Origin of the sequence: Acinetobacter genomosp. 33YU (genome assembly GCF_001990725.1) — a bacterium.
GTDB lineage: Bacteria > Pseudomonadota > Gammaproteobacteria > Pseudomonadales > Moraxellaceae > Acinetobacter > Acinetobacter seifertii.
In genome coordinates this window covers 24,477-45,518 of the sequence record NZ_LFZQ01000001.1, presented here as the reverse complement: position 1 = coordinate 45,518, position 21,042 = coordinate 24,477, and the positions used below count along the sequence as shown (strand labels likewise).

Annotated in this window: 17 protein-coding genes; 6 read left to right on the top strand and 11 right to left on the bottom strand. The window is 37.6% G+C overall.

Annotation, left to right across the window (positions count from 1 at the left end):
• Positions 1-39: 39 nt before the first annotated feature.
• Positions 40-2,040 carry a zinc piracy TonB-dependent receptor ZnuD gene (znuD, locus tag AC056_RS00225; RefSeq protein ID WP_077162495.1) on the bottom strand — a complete coding sequence of 667 codons (2,001 nt, stop codon included), beginning with the start codon at positions 2,038-2,040 and terminating at the stop codon, positions 40-42.
• 125 nt (positions 2,041-2,165) lie between these two features.
• Here znuD and AC056_RS00220 point away from each other — a divergent pair, with 125 nt between their 5' ends.
• Positions 2,166-2,930 carry a DUF4184 family protein gene (locus tag AC056_RS00220; protein ID WP_077162388.1) on the top strand — a complete coding sequence of 255 codons (765 nt, stop codon included), beginning with the start codon at positions 2,166-2,168 and terminating at the stop codon, positions 2,928-2,930.
• A 170-nt stretch (positions 2,931-3,100) separates the two neighbouring features.
• Complete coding sequence (aspS, locus tag AC056_RS00215) at positions 3,101-4,885, top strand: aspartate--tRNA ligase (protein ID WP_004705679.1); 1,785 nt, start codon at positions 3,101-3,103, stop codon at positions 4,883-4,885.
• A 55-nt stretch (positions 4,886-4,940) separates the two neighbouring features.
• Here aspS and AC056_RS00210 read toward each other — a convergent pair whose 3' ends face one another.
• Entirely contained in the window at positions 4,941-5,969 is a 1,029-nt protein-coding gene (locus AC056_RS00210; protein ID WP_213033459.1) for a stealth conserved region 3 domain-containing protein, read from the bottom strand.
• A 201-nt stretch (positions 5,970-6,170) separates the two neighbouring features.
• Between AC056_RS00210 and AC056_RS00205 the strand changes: the two genes are divergently transcribed.
• Both AC056_RS00205 and AC056_RS00200 read left to right on the top strand, forming a co-directional pair.
• Positions 6,171-6,386 carry a hypothetical protein gene (locus tag AC056_RS00205; protein ID WP_077162387.1) on the top strand — a complete coding sequence of 72 codons (216 nt, stop codon included), beginning with the start codon at positions 6,171-6,173 and terminating at the stop codon, positions 6,384-6,386.
• Positions 6,387-6,412: 26 nt separating this feature from the next.
• Entirely contained in the window at positions 6,413-7,186 is a 774-nt protein-coding gene (locus AC056_RS00200) for a glycosyltransferase family 32 protein (protein ID WP_077162386.1), read from the top strand.
• Positions 7,187-7,215: 29 nt separating this feature from the next.
• Here the strand turns inward: AC056_RS00200 and AC056_RS00195 are convergent, their stop codons facing one another.
• On the bottom strand, positions 7,216-7,977 hold the full coding sequence (locus AC056_RS00195; protein ID WP_077162385.1) for a glycosyltransferase family 25 protein: 762 nt from the start codon (positions 7,975-7,977) through the stop codon (positions 7,216-7,218).
• Between the two features lie 83 nt (positions 7,978-8,060).
• On the opposite strand from AC056_RS00195, the gene AC056_RS00190 reads away from it, so the two are divergent.
• Positions 8,061-8,948, top strand: a complete 888-nt coding sequence (locus tag AC056_RS00190; RefSeq protein ID WP_077162384.1) for a hypothetical protein — start codon at positions 8,061-8,063, stop codon at positions 8,946-8,948.
• Here AC056_RS00190 and AC056_RS00185 read toward each other — a convergent pair.
• Genes AC056_RS00185 through AC056_RS00170 form a run of 4 tightly spaced genes read right to left on the bottom strand, consistent with a single transcriptional unit; the run spans position 8,945 to position 12,532 of the window.
• Positions 8,945-9,979, bottom strand: a complete 1,035-nt coding sequence (locus tag AC056_RS00185; protein WP_077162383.1) for a glycosyltransferase — start codon at positions 9,977-9,979, stop codon at positions 8,945-8,947. The genes AC056_RS00190 and AC056_RS00185 overlap by 4 nt on opposite strands.
• A gap of 11 nt (positions 9,980-9,990) precedes the next feature.
• Positions 9,991-10,755, bottom strand: a complete 765-nt coding sequence (locus tag AC056_RS00180) for a glycosyltransferase family 2 protein (protein WP_077162382.1) — start codon at positions 10,753-10,755, stop codon at positions 9,991-9,993.
• Positions 10,752-11,507: a polysaccharide deacetylase family protein gene (locus AC056_RS00175; protein WP_077162381.1), complete on the bottom strand. Its 756-nt coding sequence runs from the start codon at positions 11,505-11,507 to the stop codon at positions 10,752-10,754. The genes AC056_RS00180 and AC056_RS00175 overlap by 4 nt, the downstream gene beginning before the upstream one ends.
• Positions 11,504-12,532: a glycosyltransferase gene (locus AC056_RS00170; protein ID WP_077162380.1), complete on the bottom strand. Its 1,029-nt coding sequence runs from the start codon at positions 12,530-12,532 to the stop codon at positions 11,504-11,506. The genes AC056_RS00175 and AC056_RS00170 overlap by 4 nt, the downstream gene beginning before the upstream one ends.
• A 125-nt stretch (positions 12,533-12,657) precedes the next feature.
• Here AC056_RS00170 and AC056_RS00165 point away from each other — a divergent pair, with 125 nt between their 5' ends.
• On the top strand, positions 12,658-14,232 hold the full coding sequence (locus AC056_RS00165) for a phosphoethanolamine transferase (RefSeq protein ID WP_228144344.1): 1,575 nt from the start codon (positions 12,658-12,660) through the stop codon (positions 14,230-14,232).
• On the opposite strand, the gene AC056_RS00160 is transcribed toward AC056_RS00165, so the two are convergent.
• From AC056_RS00160 to AC056_RS00145, 4 genes are all read right to left on the bottom strand, one after another.
• Positions 14,217-15,101, bottom strand: coding sequence for a mitochondrial fission ELM1 family protein (locus tag AC056_RS00160; protein ID WP_077162378.1), 885 nt, complete (start codon positions 15,099-15,101; stop codon positions 14,217-14,219). The two genes, AC056_RS00165 and AC056_RS00160, sit on opposite strands and share 16 nt — an antisense overlap.
• Positions 15,102-15,168: 67 nt before the next feature.
• Complete coding sequence (locus tag AC056_RS00155; protein ID WP_004705670.1) at positions 15,169-16,095, bottom strand: branched-chain amino acid transaminase; 927 nt, start codon at positions 16,093-16,095, stop codon at positions 15,169-15,171.
• Between the two features lie 24 nt (positions 16,096-16,119).
• Positions 16,120-18,870, bottom strand: coding sequence for a bifunctional [glutamate--ammonia ligase]-adenylyl-L-tyrosine phosphorylase/[glutamate--ammonia-ligase] adenylyltransferase (gene glnE, locus AC056_RS00150; RefSeq protein WP_077162377.1), 2,751 nt, complete (start codon positions 18,868-18,870; stop codon positions 16,120-16,122).
• Between the two features lie 67 nt (positions 18,871-18,937).
• Positions 18,938-20,209, bottom strand: a complete 1,272-nt coding sequence (locus tag AC056_RS00145; RefSeq protein WP_077162376.1) for a sensor histidine kinase — start codon at positions 20,207-20,209, stop codon at positions 18,938-18,940.
• Positions 20,210-21,042 lie beyond the last annotated feature (833 nt).

Below are 21,042 nucleotides of genomic sequence, written 5' to 3'. Positions count from 1 at the left end.
TTTTGGCTTGATTTTTCAAGTTTAGTTTCGTGTTATGCCTTAGAAACTAAAGTTTACACCTACAGTAAAATTACGTCCGACTTGTGGAACATTTGCGAGGAAAGACTCATGCTGATAAATTTTACTATCTAACAAGTTATTGGCATTCAAGAACACTCGATAATCGCCAATATTGCTATATTTACCATTATATCCAACGCCCAAGTTCAGCATGTTATAGCTCTGCCCTTTTGTTTCATAATTAGCAATATCATCTTGTTTAAATACATGATAATACTCGGCAGAACCATCCCAACCATCACCAAAATCTGCTTTGACTTTAGTACCTAAACGTCCACCAGGAATACGCGGTGCATTTTCATTATCAATTTTGCCACGGACATAGTCACCAAATAATCCTAAATTATATACAGGCGAAATTTGATAGCTTAGGTCAGCATCGACACCATAAAATTTTGCTGCATCTTGACTATATTCAATGAGGCGGAATCCTTGGAACTCATCTAAGGTATTGGCATAAATAAAATTATCAAAACGGTTGTGGAAAACGCTTACATTGTATTTCAAAAGGTCATTATCAAAGTGCAAACCCAACTCGACATTATTTGAGCGTTCTTTCTTCAGGTCATCATTACCCAACTCATAGGTATTGGTCGCCATATGTACGCCATCTGAATACAACTCTTGGGCAAATGGTAAACGCTCTTGATGTGACGTTGTGAAGGACAATTTGTATTGTGGAACAAATTCCCAGCTTGCAGTACCAGCAACCGAATATCCAGTACCCGTGTAATTCTTTTGATCTGATTCAATGTCGATAGTTTGGTGGTCAACACGTGAAGAAACTGCAAGATTGACATTATTGATTTGTTTTTGTTGCAAACCAAATACACTATAACGTTGGGTTTTACTTGGGTCCATAATCGACTCATCACCAACAATATTTAGTTTTTGTTGGGTATATTGCGCGCCAATCTGCCCTGTCCAACCAGCCCAAGCATTATTTTCTAATGTAACTCGGCTGTCTACACCTTTGCTTTTAAAAGTTGTTCCTACCTCACTACCATGCATTTCTTCATGCTGATAATCTGTATAGCTTGCTTGCGCTGCAACTTTAGCAAAACCTGCAAATGGATCTTTTAACTCACCTTTTAAGTCATAACGCTTTTCTTTGAGATTAATCCATGAAGCATCATGTTCGTGGTCATGCCCATGATCGGTTGGATCATCTGAACCGCACACAAGATGCAAGCCATCACGCTCACATGAACCAAAAAGCTCATTCTCAGCAGGAATGCCATATTGATCATGACGTTGACTAAATGATGCACCGATAAATCCACGGTCTCCAATCCAAGACAGTCCAGCATTATAATTTTTAGAATCGGCAAAAGTGCTATCTTGACGGCGCTCGTCTGTTTGCAAATCTTTAGGCAAGATATAGTCATTCGCATCGCGCTTTAAACCACCAACACGTAGCGCAACATGGTCGCCTAAACCAACTGTTGTTTGCCCCGAATAAAGCAACTCGTCACTACCCGAGTTATAGCGAACACCGGCTTTACCTTGGTAACCCTTATCTGGCATAGCTGTTGGAATTTTTTCATCAACAACATTTACCAATCCCCCAACTGAACCTGCACCATATAGTAGGGCTTCAGCACCATTTAATATCTGAATATCTTGGGCAGAGTTTGGATCGACAGTAACAGCATGGTCTGGCGATACAGATGAAACATCCATTACATCGCCACCATTTTGTACAATTTTGACGCGTGTACCATCTTGGCCACGAATGACTGGTCGACTCACCCCACCTGTATATTGAGCCGCATAAACTCCGGCCTGACCATTTAAGGCATTACCAATACTTGTTGCCCCTTCCGCCAAAGACGTGTTGTTAACTGGTTCTGCCTTAACCTTAATTGTTGCCAATTCGGCAGGTTTCTCATCCTTAGTATTTGTATCATCCGCTGCCATCACTTGCTGAATGGAAAATGATAATAATGAAAGAACAAAAAGCTGTGTTTTGAGCTGCATAATGAATGACCCGTATTTTTCTGTTATATTATAACATTCCAAACGTTTTGCAATAAAAAACATTAACCCAAGGTATGTTTCGTTAGACTGGTTGTTTTTGATGATGTGAGAAACGTCCGTTTCCAATGCCTTTTACAATCTCTCATGCTGTTATTGCACCACCAATTGCCAAATTAAGCAGAAATACACTACCTATTGCCGCCTTAGCGATTGGCAGTATGACACCTGATCTTTATCGCCTATTTACAGTTCAATCAGGTATGCTGACGCATCAATGGAAAGGTTTACTCTATCCAAACCTTGCATTAGGTTTATTGTTCTGCACAATTTGGTATGTTTTATATAGGCCTGCGGTTTACCGTTTTTTTGGCATTCAACATGATTTGAAATTAGACTCTATTAAACGTTTTATATACTTTTTTATTGGAGTTGTATTCGCGCTCATTATCGGTATTGCCACTCATCTCATTTGGGATGGGCTCACCCATTCTGACTTTAGAACGTTTATCTTCCAAGATTTTTTATCCCAAACGGTTCACTTCTTTGGCCGCCCGTATCCTTTGCATCGCCTTCTTCAGCTCGGTTCTTCTGCACTAGCACTACCTTTTTTAGGCTGGATGAGTATTCATTACTATCACAAATATAAACAGCACTGGAAAATAAGCCGTAAAATTAAAATTTTTGCTTGGTTCCTGTTTACTTTATCTACACTTTTAGGCTTATTTTCTCTTTGGGATTATGCCCGTTACATTCCTCATGAAGTCTGGCACACCGACACCTATTATTTCACAGGTCGATCTATCAATGAGTTCATGCAAGGTTGGTTAAGTACTTTTAGTTTAGGATGCTTATTATTCTTGTTTTTAGATAGACAACAAAGAATGGGATGAATAGGTAAACTTGCTGCCAAATTGCTCATTTTTAGCTAAATTATAGCTGTTTTTTGATCTAGTTCTTGTCGCATGCCACTCAAAAGGGCATAATCGAAAACTTACTTTTTTGACGGTGCGCGGTTTACGCATCCGTCTTTTCAGCCAATATAGTTTGGATAATCTTCATCATGATGCGAACTCATTACTGCGGCTCTTTAACTGAAGCCCAAATCGACCAAACCGTTACATTATGCGGTTGGGTACATCGTCGCCGTGACCATGGCGGTGTTATTTTCCTTGATATGCGTGACCGTGATGGTCTCGTTCAAGTGGTTATTGACCCAGATACTCCAGAAGCATTTGCAACAGCAGATAAAGCACGTTCTGAATATGTATTAAAAATTACAGGTCGTGTTCGTCGCCGTTATGAAGGTACTGAAAATGCCAATATGGTGAGTGGTCAAATTGAAGTTTTGGGTAAAGACATCGAAGTTCTTGCCACTTCAGAAACACCTCCATTCCCTTTAAATGATGAAAATACCAATATTTCTGAAGAAATTCGTTTGAAATATCGTTTCTTGGATATTCGTCGTCCTGAAATGTTGGATCGTTTACGCTTCCGTTCTAAATTGACCAACCTTATTCGCAACTATTTCGAAGATAATGGTTTCTTAGACGTTGAAACACCTATTTTGACACGTGCAACTCCTGAAGGTGCACGTGACTACTTAGTACCGAGTCGTGTACAAAATGGTAGTTTCTATGCACTTCCACAATCACCACAATTATTCAAACAATTGTTGATGGTAGGTGGTATTGATCGTTACTACCAAATCGCGAAATGTTTCCGTGATGAAGACTTGCGTGCTGACCGTCAGCCAGAATTTACTCAAATCGACGTTGAAACATCGTTCATGAGTGACGATGAGATCATGGACTTAATGGAAGTCCTTACTGTGAAGATGTTCGATGAACTTCTTGGCGTTAAATTCGATAAATTCCAACGTATGACTTACGCAGATGCAATGCGTGACTATGCATCAGATAAACCTGATATGCGTATTCCGTTGAAACTCGTTGATGTTGCAGACTTAATGCAAGAAGTAGAGTTCAAAGTATTTGCTGGCCCTGCAAAAGATCCTAAAGGTCGTATTGTTGCCCTACGCGTTCCTGGCGCAGCTTCATTGCCACGTAGCGCAATTGATGAATACACCAAATTCGTTGGCATCTATGGTGCAAAAGGTTTGGCTTACATCAAAGTTAATGAACTCGCGAAAGGAATTGAAGGTCTTCAATCTCCAATCGTGAAATTCATTGAACCAATCGTACTTGAATTGTTGGAACGTGTTGGTGCGCAAGATGGCGATATCGTATTCTTCGGTGCTGATAAAGCTAAAGTTGTAAATGATGCAATGGGCGCACTTCGTGTCAAGATTGGTCACGACTTGAATCTTGCAACTTGTGAGTGGGCTCCACTTTGGGTTGTTGACTTCCCAATGTTTGAAGAAACTGACGATGGCAAATGGACTTCTGTTCACCATCCATTCACTCTACCAAAATCAAGCGTAGAAGAAGTGAAGAACAATCCAGGTGAAGCACTTTCAGTTGCTTATGACATGGTATTGAACGGTACTGAAGTTGGTGGTGGTTCTCTACGTATTTATACATTAGAAATGCAAAAAGCGATTTTTGAAGCGCTTGGTATTTCTGATGAAGAAGCGGAAGAGAAATTCAGCTTCTTGCTTAATGCACTTCGTTACGGTGCTCCTCCTCACGGTGGTCTGGCATTTGGTCTTGACCGTTTAGTAATGTTAATGACTGGCGCGACTTCTATTCGTGACGTTATTGCATTCCCTAAAACGAAAACTGCTGAATGTCCACTTACTCAAGCACCTGCTCCAGTTGAAGCTAACCAGCTTCGTGACTTGGGCATTCGTTTACGTGAAAAGCCAAAAGCTGAAGAATCTAAATAATTTTTAGATTTTAAATAAAAAACCCTGCTTAAGCAGGGTTTTTTATTAAGTAGTTTCAATGGGATATTTCTTTTTCAAAACTTGAGGCTGTATTAAATTTTTGTTCAAAAATTTTAATAATTTCTAATTTTAATTTTTCAAAATCAACCACGTGCTCATCATCATTTAGACAAATTTGTGGAAATTGTTCATTCTTAATCACATAATTAATTTCAGAGAGATTTTGCAATCTTAAATTAAAGTTTTGTCCGCGCTCAAAGATATTTACAGGACAAAAACGATTAGAACATAACTGCCAAAGCCTAAACAAATATTGGTTAACATCTAAAGGTTGTCTAAAGCGATGACTTGATACTTCTCTCAAATAGTTTTCTTCTTTTTCCCAAACCTCTTCAAAAACCGACTTCAAAAATGGCTGAGGTAAATGAGTGCTATAAAAGCTTGAGAATTTTCGGTTATATAAACTTAAAAAATTATCCCAATTGTTGCTTATGGAATATCGATGATTAAAAAGAGCGTAAGGATTTTTTCGAAATAGTTTTCTCTTATCAAAATATTTATTAATAATTGCAACATCAGTCAAAGCAACAGCGCCTAAAAAATTTTCCTCCCCTACTACCATCAACGGCTGTAGCCGAATACCATCACAAGGTAGTCCATTCTGAAAGAAAAATTCTGGCTCTAAGGGTCTATTAATAAAAGTATCATCATTGAAATATACAAAATGCTCTGCAAGCCCTTCTATTTTATAGATATTAATTTCTATAGCATGAGAATTAAATGTAGGTAAACAGTTTGATTCTATAATTTGATTATGGGTAACTAAATTTAACTTGGGATGACTTTTGACTAAGAATTCAGGGAAATGACCACATGTCACAAGATGAATTTTTCTGACCCACGGACAAAATTTTTCAACAGATCTAAACCAGAAATGAAGATTGTTCCAATCGCGATAACGGCACTCATCACTGAGTTCTGTAACCTGTTTATTTACTTCTTTTAATTTATAATATGCGTAATCTTGCTGCCATCTAGTATCAGTTGAGTCTACCCAAATCATTACGAAATCAATAGGCTGCATTATTCTCCCCAAGCCAAAATAAACAAGGTAATGAAAGTATTAGTAAACAAAAGGGATTTTGCTATTTATTAATGTTAATAAAAATTCATAATTCATCCATATTTTAATTTTTTCTAAACAATGCCATCGATTCAGATTCTATTGAGATGCTAGTAGGCAAGTGGCATAATAACTGCTCTTTTCTCCCCGTGGTATTTGATTATGGCAATGCGTCCTGAAGTTCGTCGACATGCTTTAGTCGTGATTGTATTCTCTCTTGCGCAGTGGTTTTTTATGCGCTATATCCTTTCTCATGAATTATTCAATTTAACAACGAACCAACGTATCCTTTATTTCTGCGTAAGTAGCCTAGTAGGTGCATTACTTATTTTTGTTGCACTCATTTATATGGTGCTTAAAGGAAATGCGGATAAATAAAATACAGGATACACAAAATATTATATATGATTCCACGTACTATACATTATTGTTGGTTTGGCCCAAATAAAATTCCACAGGAATTGACTCAATATATGAACTCATGGAGAGTATTTTGTCCAGATTATGAAATAAAACTTTGGAATGAAGAGTCTTTTGATATAAAAAGCCATCCTTTTACACTATCAGCTTATACTCATAAAAAGTATGCTTATGTGTCAGATTATGTAAGAGCTTACGCTTTACATAATTTTGGTGGAATTTATTTAGATACAGATGTAGAACTAAAGGAGAACTTTGATATCTTTTTACAACATCAGGCTTTTACTGGCTTTGAAGAGAAAGGCTCACCATTTACAGCAGTTTGGGGTTCTATACCTAATCATAGCTTAACCAAAAGAGTTTTACATTATTATCATAATCGTCTTTATTCTATTGAAGAAAATACTAATACTTTTTTAGTCTCAGAAATATTAAAAGAAAATTACATGATTAATCCTCTAAATAACACATTACAAATTGGCAATGATTCTATTAATACTATTCACATATATCCTTCTTCACATTTTTGTTTAGACTTACCTAAAAATTTTGCTACGCATCATTTTTATGGCTCATGGCTACCTGATAAAATAAAAAGTTATAAAGAAAATGTATCTGAAATATACTATTGTGAGCAATTGGAATCATTAAAAGATATTACTCATAATAAAAATTTTTTAAAAATTTTAGCTAAAACCATGACTTTTAAAGATTTAATTAATCTTCTCCGTTATTTTATCAGCAAAAAATATGAATAGCATATAAATAAATGTTATTCAGGTTCTCTTTAAACTGGGTATGTTCTGCTCAGAAGTTTTGCAATATTTTTACGGATAGCTGTCCCATATTTACTTTTTCTAATTTCACAATGTCCAGCTCGCTCAGCTTCAATGGAACTTAACTGTTGACTGATTTCACCACTTTCAATAACCGGATGATCAACAATAAAGGACATAAAAATATGTGCAGTAGAGTCAAAGTCGAATAAGAAACTCCAATCATCAGCTTTACGCATAGGCTTATGATAATTTATTAAGGTTTTAGCCATTGCTCTATCAACTACATAACATACTGTATAGTTAACTCTATGATAAAAATCTGGAATAACCTTCAATATTTTATGTCCCAGAATACTTTTCTCTAAGATGGTTCCTCGAGTTTTACGACATTCTTTCATTTGAATACCCCCCAAACTAAATATTATATTTTTAGGTAACGCTAATCTTATTAATTCCTTTTTTAAATTTTGATAACTAAAGCTTTCAGGCAAAATCGCATCATCTTCAAGAATTAACGCATACTCATCTTCTGTAGCTAAAAATAAATCTAAAGCTTTCAAGTGTGATAAAGTACAACCTAGCTCTCCTGGAGTAAGAGGCTTAGCTCTGCCTCTTACAGCTTGTTCAAAATATTGTCTAGTAGGAAGATCCACTCCTTTAATACCAACTTGACTGAAAACAAAATCATTGTCTTGAAAAAAAGACTGACTCAAGAATTTTTGCAATCTCTGTGATTTTTCATCTTCAATACTCACAACATAAACTTTCATTAAGCAATCCCCCGTTTTAAACAGCAAATATGATATCTAATGTAAAATAGACTTAATATATCTTTTTTATTTCTTGTATTGTCATGATTCGTTCAATCCAAAAAAAATGGTACAAGTACCAACAAGCAAAAAAAGCGAAAACTTTTGACTCCCATTGGTATATGCGCTTTGGCTGGTTAGAACAACCGTTTACTACACTTGAGCAACTAGATTCACTCTTTGAGATCCACTCCCCTAAAAAATTTACATTTGCAGATAGCTTTTATGCTTATGAAAATGATCGTCATTTCATTTTTTTTGAAGAAGTTGATGACGAACATCCAGTAGGTTTTCTTTCTGTTTTAGAAGTCTTTAAAGATGGCACCTATACGCCACCAGAGACAATCCTAAAGCTTGACTATCACCTTTCTTATCCTTGTATATTCAAAGTAGAAGACACTTGGTACATGATCCCAGAGACTTCTGCCAACAAGACGATTGAACTTTGGAAATGTACTGAATTTCCACTGAAATGGGAAAAGCATTCTAATCTGATCGAGATTATCGAAGCAGTCGATAGCACCCCTTTCTATCATGAAGGCTTATGGTATCTTTTTACTTCAACACGGCGTGATTGTAAGAAATTTGGTGACCGTTTAGATCTATTCTTAACCGAAGATATTTTAAATCCGAACTGGCAAGAGCACCCAATGAACCCAGTGTGCCGAGGCAGTCAGCAGTTCCGTATGGCGGGTAAACCTTTTATTTATAAAGGCCAATTGGTTCGACCAAGCCAAGACTCTTTAAAACGTTATGGCGGTAATATCGAATTAAAAGCGATTACTCAGCTTAGCCCAACAGTTTACGAAGAAAAATTACTAGAAGTAGTTTTACCAGACTGGGATCAAGCAGATGACGGTTGTCATACCATTAATGTCGAAGATAACTTCGTGGTGCTAGATGCTATTCGCCTGACTCCTAAAAATAATTAAGTTTTCAGCAGGCCTTTATAAATGTTAAGCGTCTGCTCAGCCATGGCTGGTACAGTCAGTTCAGCCTTGGCTTTTGCATATAAAGGGCTAAAGTCGTGTTGAGCTTCAGGTTGAAGCGCACATTTAATCGCTTTTGCCAAACCTTGTGCATCTCCAATTTCTGCTAAATATTGCTCTGGCAACCACTCAATCACACCATTCACTTTGGTTGAAGCCATTGCTTTCTCAGCCTGTAAAGCTTCGACCATAACGAGTGGAAAACCCTCACGATCTGATGATAAAACAACAATATCTGCTAATTGCACCAGATCTCGAGCATCAGTTCTAAACCCAAGAAAAGCGACCCGATCTTGCATGTTTAATTCACTGACTTGTTTTTCTAAACTTGCTCTAAGTGAACCATCACCAATAATCCATAAATTGGCATCAATCTGTTGCATTGACTCAATCAGTAAACTGATATTTTTTACTGGCTCTAGACGTCCAATACACATAACAACTTTTTTGCTTGTATCTAGCTCAGCAAAATCCTTTTGAATCGATTGAAGTAGCTTTTCTTTATTTTCAGTTGTAAGAGCAGGTTGAGGATATACCCCGTTATAAACCACGTGTGCTTTAGACTCAGGAATGTCTTGCGTGAGTGCTTGGCTCACCGCAATAACAGCATCACCTGCTAAATAGGCAGATTTATTCTTTTTAGTACCGTGTACCGTCGTTACAAATTTTGGGCCAGATAAAAATGGCTTAATTCGGGCAATCAGCTCAGCCGCCTTTCCTGCTTGTGCATGAACAATAGCAGGTTGGATTTGTTGAATAAGATTTTTAAGTTGCCAGAGTAAAAAAATATTCCAACGACTACGCGCAAAATTGACAGCATGAAAATTTACTTGTTGGCTAAATTTGTCTAGATAGCAAGGATGTGCGATCACATGTACCTCATGGTTTAAAGCGAGCTCATTAACAAGGTTAAAAGTGTGCTGCTCTAAACCACCAACTCCACCACTAGTTGCCAATACCTGAACAATTTTCATAGCCTGCCTACTTATTTTTTATCTTTATTCATGGTGTGTTCAAAGAGTTTGGCTTCTTTTAGAAATGCATAAAAGGCATTAATCATACTATTTACGAAACCACGCCAACCATTTAAGAAACTACGGCGAATAAAGTAAGACTTTAGAAAAGTCACTGGCATTACCAAAACCAATTTTGCAATGCTTGGCGACTTTCCTTTTTGATATTTCTCTAATGCTTTGAGATTCGAATATTGATTGTTTTTTTCGACTTTTACGAAAATGCTCGACTCGCCATAATGATAAATTTCATGTTGAGCACGCTGAGATTCACCGTCCACGATCACATTTTCATGGACTTTATTGGCAAGATCATAATGCCCTTTAGACTTACGGAAAAAACGCACCTTTGCATGTTTCTTAGTATGTTTACTGTTCGGAACACCTAAAAAAACATCATTAATCGGTGTGATTAAAGCATCAAGCTTGTTCTTCTGAATGGTCTCAACAATTTCTTGTTTTAACTCGTTAGATAAGATTTCATCGCCATCTAGATTCAGTACCCAATCATTTCGGCACTTTGCTAAAGCCAAACTTTTTTGTCCAGCATAACCTTGCCAGTCTTGATGAGAGATTTGCGTATTTTCGAAACGCTGAGCAATTTCATAAGTATTATCAGTACTACCTGAGTCTAAAATAATGACTTCATCAAACTCACTGACACTTTGTAAAGTTCTTTCTAACCAAACACCACAATTTAAAGTAACAATATAGACACTACATGGAATTTTATTCATAACTTATAACGTCCTTTAGCAAGGGCGATACGCATCTGTAAAGCATTCATGGTACCATGCGTGCTGACACGTGGAATATTAAATTGATTAACTACTTCGTAAGCTTCGATTTTTTTACGAGTCGATACAGCATTTTTAAAGCCAATCTCTTGAGCCATTTTCTGGTGCTTTTCATTAAAACGACCAAATGGATAAGCAAAGCTCGGACATTTTCCAACTAACGCTTCAACATCTTTTTTAGATTGAAGCATCTCATTGTAAGCCGTTTGATCATCAAGCTTAAGCAAGTTCACATGGTGCTGCGTGTGCGCACCAAACTCAATCAAACCAGAGTTGGCCATTTCGTGGATTTGATCGTGAGTGAGCTTTTCAATACCTTCAATTTGCGTCGCCAAATAAATGGTTGCCTTTGCATTATATTTTTTAAGTAGTGGATAGGCATAAAGATAGTTATCCATAAAGCCATCATCAAAACTTAAAGCAACCACATTCTTTTGATTACGGTATTGTTCAAGTTCAGAGACAAAGCAAAAAGTAGTGCCTTTACGCGTCAACAACTGTAAAAGTTGTTCAAACTTTTCAGGAGGCATATTCATGCCAGAAGCCGCATCTTTAGGGGTAACCTGATGCAACATCACAATGCGTGGTAGTTTGTTCGAACGGAACGGAAGCCAGAAAGTATAATTACCCAGCACATATAACAGTGCAGCAAGTGCTAGTAGGCCTACCGCAACGTACAAAAACCACATCATGCATAAACCTCATGTGACCATTCATAATCTTCTGAAAGGGGCTGCTTAAATGTCACCTCAACCATAAACTGGGTGATGCGCTTAGCATTGAAAGATTTACGTGTTTTCTCCCAACCCTCTTTCGCTATTTTTTCAGCCTGATCTGGGTTTTGATCAAAGAATTGGATCTTTTTGGCTAGGTCGAACTGATCATCAAAATAAACCACTTCCTGCTCAGTATAGAGTTTCTCAAAACCTGGAATTCTTGGGCTAAAGGTGAGTAAACCATTACCAGTCAGCTGTACAATACGGTCAGAACTATACAAGGTTACGTCATTACGGCGTGAGTAATTAAGTCCCATTTTTGTTTCAGACAAAACCTTATAATAAGCTTTACCGTAAACACCTGGTTGTTCAAAACAGCCATAATATTGATAGTTTACATGACCTTGTTGCAGAGCATCTGCCAAATCTTTTAAGAACTTTTCACGCTCAGGTTCTTTATAGACTACACCGCAGAAGATAAATGTCTTGTCAGTCTTAGAGTTTGAAAACTGTTGCAGAATTTCTACATTACGATGACCAACATTAGGTAAATAAGCTACGCTTAAATGAGGCTGTTTTAACTTCTGTAGATACTCACCACCAGTTGTACAGAAGATAGCATCCAAATACGGAGAGAATGCTTTGACAAAACCAAGTTTGCTCTCTAAATAAAGCGGGTCAACATACCAAAATGCTATTTTAGTATTTGGATAAGATTCTTTAATTTGTCTGAGAACATCTGGACTCATCAAATCACTATGACCAATAAGTACTAAATCAGGCTCAATATTATTGACGACTTTTAATACTTCTTTATTGGCCCAATTGGCACCCAATTTTTTTGTTTTAAAAATCGTCCCCATTCGTGCCATATCACGAAAGCTAAAATCATAAACAAAATGACCATTTTCAATTAATCCGGCAGAAATTTTACGGTCTGTACAGTAAAAATGTGCGCCTTGTTTATTAAAGCCAAAATTTGCGATATGCAATATTTTCATTCTAAACTCTATAATTCCATCAATTCTGGAGATGAACTAAAATATTATATCATGCCTGAATTTATGTAGACCCTGTTAGCGAAATATAGGATGATATCGCGCTTTTACACTTGGAACAGCTTAGCGTGATTTTTCGATTCAAAACAGGAAAGTTATGGTTCTTTATTTATTGCTTTATGCTGCTTGTTCCATCACTCATTATTTCCAGTGATGGTTTTTTCAAAGCCTTATATCCGCTTATTTTTTTCGTTTTTTTAATTTATCACTACCGCCGTTTTTTCTGGCTTAGCTTACCTATTTACCTTCTAACCCCTTTTGCACTTTATTACGAAATTACCTATAACGCCCCAACTGAAATTTCAGTATGGCTCACAATTTTGGGAAGTTCCACAACTGAAGGTAGAGTCTATTTATCGACACTAGATATTCCTTTAGCAATTGGTTTGATTATTGCCTATATCATTCCTTTGGCTTTCTTTTATCATTTTATTCCAAATCAAAGACTAAACACTCCAATATGGGTACGTATTTTAGCTTTATGTCTTATTTTTTCGCCAATTCAACGCTACCTTAAAGCACCTGATCATCAGCAAGGTTTCCTAAATGTATATCGTCATTTTAAACAATCTTATCCTTTAAATTTAGTGCTCGGTTTACCAGCAGCGAGCCTTGAAGTAAATCGTGTAAAAGACTTCATAGCCACACAAAACGAAATTGAGTGCACACAAGTTAAAGAAACTCGACCTACCATTACAGTATTGGTTATTGGGGAAAGTGCTCGACGCGATCGTTTAAGTTTATTTGGCTATACCAAAAATAATACAACACCATATCTAGCAAAATATAAGAAAGATTTATGGTTATTTAATAATACGATTTCAGGTTCTTATATGACCAGTAAGTCTGTACCAACCTTACTAACAGGAAAGCTCAACGGAACTGATAATTTAAGTCCTTCTATTGTAAATGCGTTCAATGCAGCAGGCTACAAAACTTATTGGTTTAGCGCACAAGCTCAATATGGTGAATATGATTCTCTTGTCTCAGCCTATGCATCTTCTGCTCAAGAAACCCAATTTTTGACGCAACATTCATATTCAGCATCACTTGAAACGCATTACGATGAAGAGCTACTCAAATCATTTGACCGAGCTTTAGCAGAGAAAAAACATCATAAATTCATTGTTTTACACCTTTACGGCTCACATGCAGATTTTACAAAACGCTATCCACCGCAATTTAATAAATTTAAAGATACCTATGACAATACGGTACTTTATACAGATTACTTACTCAACGAAGTCATTCAAAAATTAAAAGCAACTAATCTAGATGCCAACTTAATTTATACATCTGACCATGGATTAAACCTTGGAGAATGTAAAGAAAATAGCTCACTGCATTTAGACATGAAAAATAATTTTGATGTCCCTTTAATTATGTGGAGTTCAAACTCTTGGAAGCAACATCATCCAGAAATGGCGAGTACTCTTTCTAAAGAACAAAGCAATCCTATAAGTTCAATTAATATATTACCTACAGTTTTAGATATGCGAGGGATTCACTGTAAAAATATTTCTCAAGACAGATCATTATTTAATGCAAAGTTCAAAACATATCCAAGAGAAATTTTAGCAACATCAGAAACGGTCAACTATGATAAAGGTCATGATGATAGCCAATGTCATTTAGTGAGCTGATGCACAACCCGATCCGCTTCCTGTAGGAGCTGTCCTTCAGGAAGCAAGTTTATGTCAGATACATTCGCTATAAACTTTTTCTCTAGCAGCACATCAACCGAATTGGTAATACGGTCTTGTTTGAGTCTATCCATTGCAATCACACCGACTCGGCAACCCGCAGTAAGTGCCTCATAAATCATAGAAACACTATCTTCTGTTACCCAGACCGCTTCTGCTTTTTGCATTTCCTCAAAAATCCAGCCTTGAGGCGTTTGCTCAACCGGACATAACTGTAAATACTTGGTGAAGCTTTGCTGTCTTAAAATGTCGATAAATTCTGCAGCGGTACGACGTGAGGTCGTTAAAATAATTTCAGAGTTTGGATTATGCTCAACAATTTGTTGAACACTCAATAATACTTTTTCTTGGTTCCATTGATGTCGTTTAGATGAACCACCCAATGCAATTAAAATTCTGGCTTTTTGATGGCGGTTTTCATTACGAATTGGATTTAATGCACCGCGAGTAACAATAACACGGCTATTTGCTGGAATACCATCGTGCTCGGGAATTACGGCATAGTCAAACCAAGCAATCGGCAAATTCGGCTTCATTAAAATAACGGTCTTGGCCTTTTTGAAAATTTTGCCTAGCAACCAGACACGAAAGTGAGTATGGCTTCCGACTCCAAATATAAAATCGGGCACTTGTTTAAACAAAGATTTTTTTGAAGAGAAAAAAGCATTAATTAAAGAAAAAATAGGCAAATCATGAATGGAAACTTCTTCAAATGTTGCATTTGCCTGCTGTCTTTGCATCGCCTGAAATAAACCCAAAGCCTGTGAGCGATGTCCTGCTTTACCATCAGAGACATAGACAATATGCATAAAAGCTCCCTAAGCCAAAAATAAAAAGGCGAAACTAAAGTTCGCCTTTTTATGTTAACGGATTAACTTATTTTACGTAAGTTAACCAGTGTTCATATTTCGGATTTCTACCCTGAACTGCATCAAAGTAAGTTTTTTGGATTTCAGTGGTAATTGGGCCACGAGTACCCGAACCGATTGGACGGTCATCATATTCACGAATTGGTGTTACTTCAGCAGCAGTACCTGTGAAGAATGCTTCGTCTGCGATATAGAATTCGTCACGTGTAATACGGCGCTCAACAACTTGATAACCAAGATCTCTAGCGATTGTCATCACAGTTTGACGTGTAATACCGTCAAGTGCACCGCCAGCGATATCTGGAGTGTGTAAAACGCCATCTTTAATCAAGAATACGTTTTCACCTGAACCTTGGCATACATAACCTTGTGGGTCCATGAGCATTGCTTCATCGTAACCAGAGTGTGCAACTTCTTGGTGAGCAAGAATTGATAACGTGTAGTTACCAGATGCTTTTGCTTTACACATAGTCACGTTTGGATGATGGTGAGTAAATGATGAAGTTTTAACGCGAATACCTTTAGCCATCGCTTCATCACCAAGGTATGCACCCCACGCCCATGCGGCAACAGCGGCATGAATGGTGTTATTTGTTGCTGCAATACCTAGTTTCTCTGAACCGATCCAGATTAATGGGCGTAAATAGCAAGAAGCTAATTTATTTTCACGAACAACATCAATTTGTGCTTGTTCAAGCGTTGCTTGATCATACGGCACTTTCATTTGATAAATTTTTGCTGAATTTAACAAACGTTTTGTGTGGTCTTGAAGACGGAAAATGGCAGTACCTTTAGGCGTTTCATAAGCACGAACACCCTCAAATACGCCCATACTGTAGTGTAATGTATGGGTTAAAACGTGAATCTTTGCATCACGCCAATCAATTAATTTTCCATCTTGCCAAATAAAACCATCACGATCAGCCAAATTCATGGAACACTCCAAATTGTTATAAAATCATTCACTATCCAACTCAACCGAGGCGGTTGGGTCTATTAATCTTTGCCATAAATTGCAAACGACCGCACGGGTACTACGCCAGTCCGCTGCGCTGACTTGCATGGATTGATTTGCAAGGGCTAAGCGGTGGCTTTCGGCACGTTCACTAAGATAGGCTCGAATTAATGCTGTGGCATCTTCACTGGATAAGCAGTCTGCTTTAGCAGCATCTTCTAATATTCTTACATTATCAGAATAATGGGCGAGATCGGGTTTCGTCCCGCTCCATGCAAGTACAGCATACTGTGCCATAAATTCGATATCTACGATACCACCTGCGTCCTGTTTTAAATGAAAAATACCATGTTTTTTTTGTTCAGAAGACGAACCTAGGTGGTCTTTCATTTTCTGACGCATTTTCAACACTTCCTCACGAACATAAGCCTCATCTCTAGATTGAGTCAATATCTCGCGGCGAAATATTTCAAATTTTTGGCAAAGCGTTTCATCACCAGCGATAGAGCGTGCTCGAACGAGTGCTTGGTGCTCCCAAAGCCATGCACTTTTCAACTGATAATGTTCATAGGCTTTCAGACTGGTCACTAATAAACCAGCCTCACCAGAAGGTCTTAAGCGTGTATCAATTTCATAGACACGACCATCAAGCGTTTGAGTGGTCATGAGGGACATAAACTTTTGAGCAACACGCATGGCAAACTCAAAGCCACTAATAGCCTTAGTTCCATCGGTGTCAGCTTGTTCATCTAGATAATGGATAAAGACAAGATCTAAGTCAGAACCATAGCCCAGTTCAATGCCACCCACTTTGCCATAACCAATAACAGCAAAGGCTTTGTAGTCGAGTGAGCAGCGCTTTCCTTCAACATCCTTTGGGTAACCATGGCGCTTCGCCACAGTTTGATAAGCTAAATGTAGGGTTGCATTGACACTCACTTCAGCAATATCTGTCAAAGCATCAGATACCTTCATAAGAGGGCTTTCAGCTAATACATCACTTGCCGCAACAGTGAGTACATTGCTCTTTTTAAACAGTCGAAGTGCTCGCATTTGGTCTTCAACTTGATCAATTTCAATACGAAGTAACTGCTGGCGTAATGAGTCTTCCAAGTCCTTACGTTTTGGCAACTCAAAATCCATCGATAAAAACTCATCTAGCAGCACCGGATATTGCGTTAGTTCTTCACAAATCCACGGGCTTACCGTCGCCATTTTCACTAAGCGTTGCAATGCCCCTTTACTTTCAATCAGCATTACCAAATACACGGTTCGACGCATCACCGATTCAATGAGCGGCATTAAGCGTAACAGTGCGGTTTGCGGTTGATCTGACTGCAAGATCGCTTCAATCAAGTGAGGCCAGAAAGTTTTTAAACGCTGCACCGCATTTGAAGGAAGTTTTTTAAGTGCATGTCCATGCCAAAACTCATGAATCAAATTTTTCGCATTGTCATCTAGCACTTCATCTAGCTGTTGTTCTAACTGCCCAAAATTTTCAGTTGCAGCATTAGAACTTGTATCTTCAATCAGTTGTTTAAATTGAACTTTAACTTTTTGACGTTTCTCGTTAAGAACATCAATAAATTCATTCCAGCTTGCAAAGCCCAAGGTATCTATAATGCGTTGTCTTAACTCCACTTCTTCTGGCAATAGCTGAGTTTGCTGGTCATTGAGCGCTTGAATTGCATGTTCAACACGACGTAAAAACAAGTAAGCATCTTTAAGCTCGAATACCGCCTGCTTTTCTAACAAGCCTGCTTCGCCAATGTGCTCTAGACTGACTAAGCACTGACGATCTTGTAACTCGCGTTTAGATCCGCCGTAAATAAGCTGGAAGACCTGAACAATAAACTCAATTTCGCGAATCCCCCCCGCCCCGAGCTTAATATCATCTTCAATATGTCGGCGCAGGACTTCACGCTCAATCATGGCTTTCATATCACGCATAGCGGCAAAAGCGGTGTAATCAACATAACGACGGAACACAAAAGGACGTGTCATTTCTAACAAGTCTTGCCCTTCTTTGCCACCAGTCACAACACGGGCTTTAATCCACGCATAGCGTTCCCACTCACGACCATGCTGACTTAAATATTTTTCTAAAGCGGCATGACTAATCGCTAAGGCAGAGCCATCGCCCCAAGGACGTAAGCGCATATCAACTCGAAACACAAAACCATCGGCAGTAATATGCTCAAGCAAATAAATAAGTTTTTGTCCCCATAAAATACAGAACTGCTGTACATCAATACATTTACGACCATTGGTTTCACCTTGTTCATCAAAGGCAAAAATCAGGTCAATATCACTCGATAAGTTAAGCTCTTGCGCCCCAAGCTTCCCCATAGCAACCACAATTAAATCTTGAACTTTGCCAGAGTAGCCCACAGGTTCACCATGTTTCGCCACAAGTGCAACACGTGCAAAGTCTTTTGCTGCACAAATACTGGCATCAGCAAAGTCAGAAAGTTCACGAGTGAGTGTCACAACATCAGTCAGCTGATTGGCATCCTGCCAAATCCAACGAAACATTAAACGACTACGTAAAATGCGTAATACACGCATCCAAGATATTTCGTCAGCAATTCCATTTAATGTAGTTTGGACAAATTGATAAATCTGTTCGGTCGAGAGCGGTGCAGCAAATTGATCTATTTGATAATCTTGTTCTAAAACAGCTTGATGCAAACCTAAAACTTGTTCAGCGTACTGACTAGCACGCAATGTTTTTTGTAACTGCTCCGCATTCATATAAAAAGCTCTTTTCCTCGTACTCTCTTTTTAGTTATAGCAGTTCGAGTAGTGGTAGGAAAAGGGATTAGACTAATTTTGCTTCTGGTGAAGAATGATGTTCGGTCAGTGCGTCATGACTTTCTTGAGCTGAAGGTAGTAAAACCTTAAATGTTGTTCCTACGCCCTCTTTGGAACCAACATTAATTTGCCCTTGGTTAATTTCAATAAAACGCTTACAAAGGCTTAAACCTAGACCAGCGCCTTTCTCGCCTGCCGTACCTTTAAAGCTGGCTGTAATACGTGGATGGAACAAATTTTTGATTTGTTGTTCTGTCATACCCAAACCAGTATCTCGAACTGTTATTTCTATATTTTTATCAGCTTGTCTAGCTTCTATAAAAACTTTGCCTGAGCCATCAATATCGGTAAATTTCAACGCGTTTGATACCAAATTTTGAATCACAGAAGTCATCATATTAATATCGGCATAGATTTTTAAATCTTCCGGCACATCATTCACTAGTTCAATATTTTTCTTTATCGCTAAGGTACGCAGTACATCACAAACAATATTACTCACTTGTCTCAGCTTAAAGTTAATTGGGTGATATACAAAACGCCCGCCCTCTGCCATGGCCCATGTCAGTAAACTTTCAAGCAAGTTATAGGTCGATTGCGAGGTTTCATATAAATAATCTGCAATATTTTGAATACTAGATTCATCTAAAGTCTCGCGCTCTTTGGCAAGTACCTCGGAAAAACCAAGTAACCCATGAAACGGCGCACGTAAGTCATGCGAAATAATCGAGAAAAATTTTGTTTTACTTGAATTAATTGCCACCTGTTGTTCATAAAGTTCGTTTAATTCTTCATAGTTAAACTTCAATTCAACCTGTTGCATAAACGTAGAACAATAATCGAGCAGCAATTGAATATCATCATCTTCAAAGGTAGCTGCATCATCATCAAAAAAGACAGCAAAGCCCATCGAAGTCTTATCGGGATGTAAAAGATGTACAGCCAATGCCCTACCACACTCGATGTTTAGTTCTTTTAAATAGTTGGTTAAGTTTTGATAGGAAGGATGCAGATGATTAATGATCTGTTGTTTAGCAAAGCACTGTTTCAAATGTTTCGAAGGCTTAAACGAAATTGCAGTTATACCTTCAGGGCAACGGTGCCAAAAGTAAGGTTCCTGATTAAAAGTTAATAAGGCTTTTTGACACTTCAACAGACGAAGACTAAATCGGAAAAATTGCTCGATATAGTTCTGCTCGGCATTTAATCCAAGTAATAGTGATATTCTACAAGCACTTAACTGCTCGATCTGATGTAGTTCTAAACGCTGGAATGTCATTTGCCCGCCTCACAGATTTTGTCGTTGTTGGTCGGAACCGCTTTCGAGAAATGTACTTATAATCATTATGATCTAATACAAACTTTAACACAGTACATAAAAAGAGCAACGTTCTTTTCAAAATAGAAATGTGAAGTTTCAATTAAAGGTTTTCAGATACATAAAGTGGGTATGCTTGAGAAAAATACAACAAATGTTTGAAGCTGAAGAATTGTAAGATGTAAGAAATGCGAGTTCAGAATACTAGTAAAAAGTACAACTTGGTTTAAAGTTTTTATGTTCAGTCATACTTAGGGTCAATTATTACTGAGCTTTTATTAAACTTGTTTTGAATTTGCCTCAGTACATCTTAAGTTTAGAAAATTAAAGCTTCTTAGGAGCTCAAGCTTAGCTTCTCAAAATTCGAGCCCGCCCCCGGACTCGAATTACTGGTTATCATGCAGTTTCTTAAATTTTATAACTGCATAAATAGGTACTTAATAATATACCTATTTTTAAAATAGAGAACTACAAATAAAGTAGATGGATAAATTAAGAGATATTAATAATAGCTTAATAGACTGTACTATTTCAAAAAATACAACTAGTGTTTTACTTCTAGATCAATATCGTAAGTTACAAACGGCTATTTATAATCATAAAAGATAGCTAGACCAATACCAAATTGGCTACATGAAAAAGGAAAAATGACCAAGAAGATGAATCTGCAGATAGGGTGCAACAATTTCTCAATTCGCATCAATAAGCTTTATATTTTTAAGGTTTATATAAGATCCATTTCTAGTTTTGAATAGAAAAATAGCGTTTAACCGCCATTTTTCTTTTTCTACCTA

Excerpts from the sequence above, each read along its gene's own strand:
- AC056_RS00200 (WP_077162386.1), top strand. The coding sequence starts at position 6,413 with ATGATTCCACGTACTATACATTATTGTTGGTTTGGCCCAAATAAAATT.
- AC056_RS00180 (WP_077162382.1), bottom strand. The coding sequence starts at position 10,755 with ATGAATAAAATTCCATGTAGTGTCTATATTGTTACTTTAAATTGTGGT.
- AC056_RS00145 (WP_077162376.1), bottom strand. The coding sequence starts at position 20,209 with ATGACATTCCAGCGTTTAGAACTACATCAGATCGAGCAGTTAAGTGCT.
- AC056_RS00220 (WP_077162388.1), top strand. The coding sequence starts at position 2,166 with ATGCCTTTTACAATCTCTCATGCTGTTATTGCACCACCAATTGCCAAA.
- AC056_RS00170 (WP_077162380.1), bottom strand. The coding sequence starts at position 12,532 with ATGAAAATATTGCATATCGCAAATTTTGGCTTTAATAAACAAGGCGCA.
- AC056_RS00210 (WP_213033459.1), bottom strand. The coding sequence starts at position 5,969 with ATGCAGCCTATTGATTTCGTAATGATTTGGGTAGACTCAACTGATACT.
- glnE (WP_077162377.1), bottom strand. The coding sequence starts at position 18,870 with ATGAATGCGGAGCAGTTACAAAAAACATTGCGTGCTAGTCAGTACGCT.
- aspS (WP_004705679.1), top strand. The coding sequence starts at position 3,101 with ATGATGCGAACTCATTACTGCGGCTCTTTAACTGAAGCCCAAATCGAC.
- AC056_RS00195 (WP_077162385.1), bottom strand. The coding sequence starts at position 7,977 with ATGAAAGTTTATGTTGTGAGTATTGAAGATGAAAAATCACAGAGATTG.
- AC056_RS00190 (WP_077162384.1), top strand. The coding sequence starts at position 8,061 with ATGATTCGTTCAATCCAAAAAAAATGGTACAAGTACCAACAAGCAAAA.
- AC056_RS00205 (WP_077162387.1), top strand. The coding sequence starts at position 6,171 with ATGGCAATGCGTCCTGAAGTTCGTCGACATGCTTTAGTCGTGATTGTA.
- AC056_RS00155 (WP_004705670.1), bottom strand. The coding sequence starts at position 16,095 with ATGAATTTGGCTGATCGTGATGGTTTTATTTGGCAAGATGGAAAATTA.
- AC056_RS00160 (WP_077162378.1), bottom strand. The coding sequence starts at position 15,101 with ATGCATATTGTCTATGTCTCTGATGGTAAAGCAGGACATCGCTCACAG.
- AC056_RS00175 (WP_077162381.1), bottom strand. The coding sequence starts at position 11,507 with ATGATGTGGTTTTTGTACGTTGCGGTAGGCCTACTAGCACTTGCTGCA.
- znuD (WP_077162495.1), bottom strand. The coding sequence starts at position 2,040 with ATGCAGCTCAAAACACAGCTTTTTGTTCTTTCATTATTATCATTTTCC.
- AC056_RS00185 (WP_077162383.1), bottom strand. The coding sequence starts at position 9,979 with ATGAAAATTGTTCAGGTATTGGCAACTAGTGGTGGAGTTGGTGGTTTA.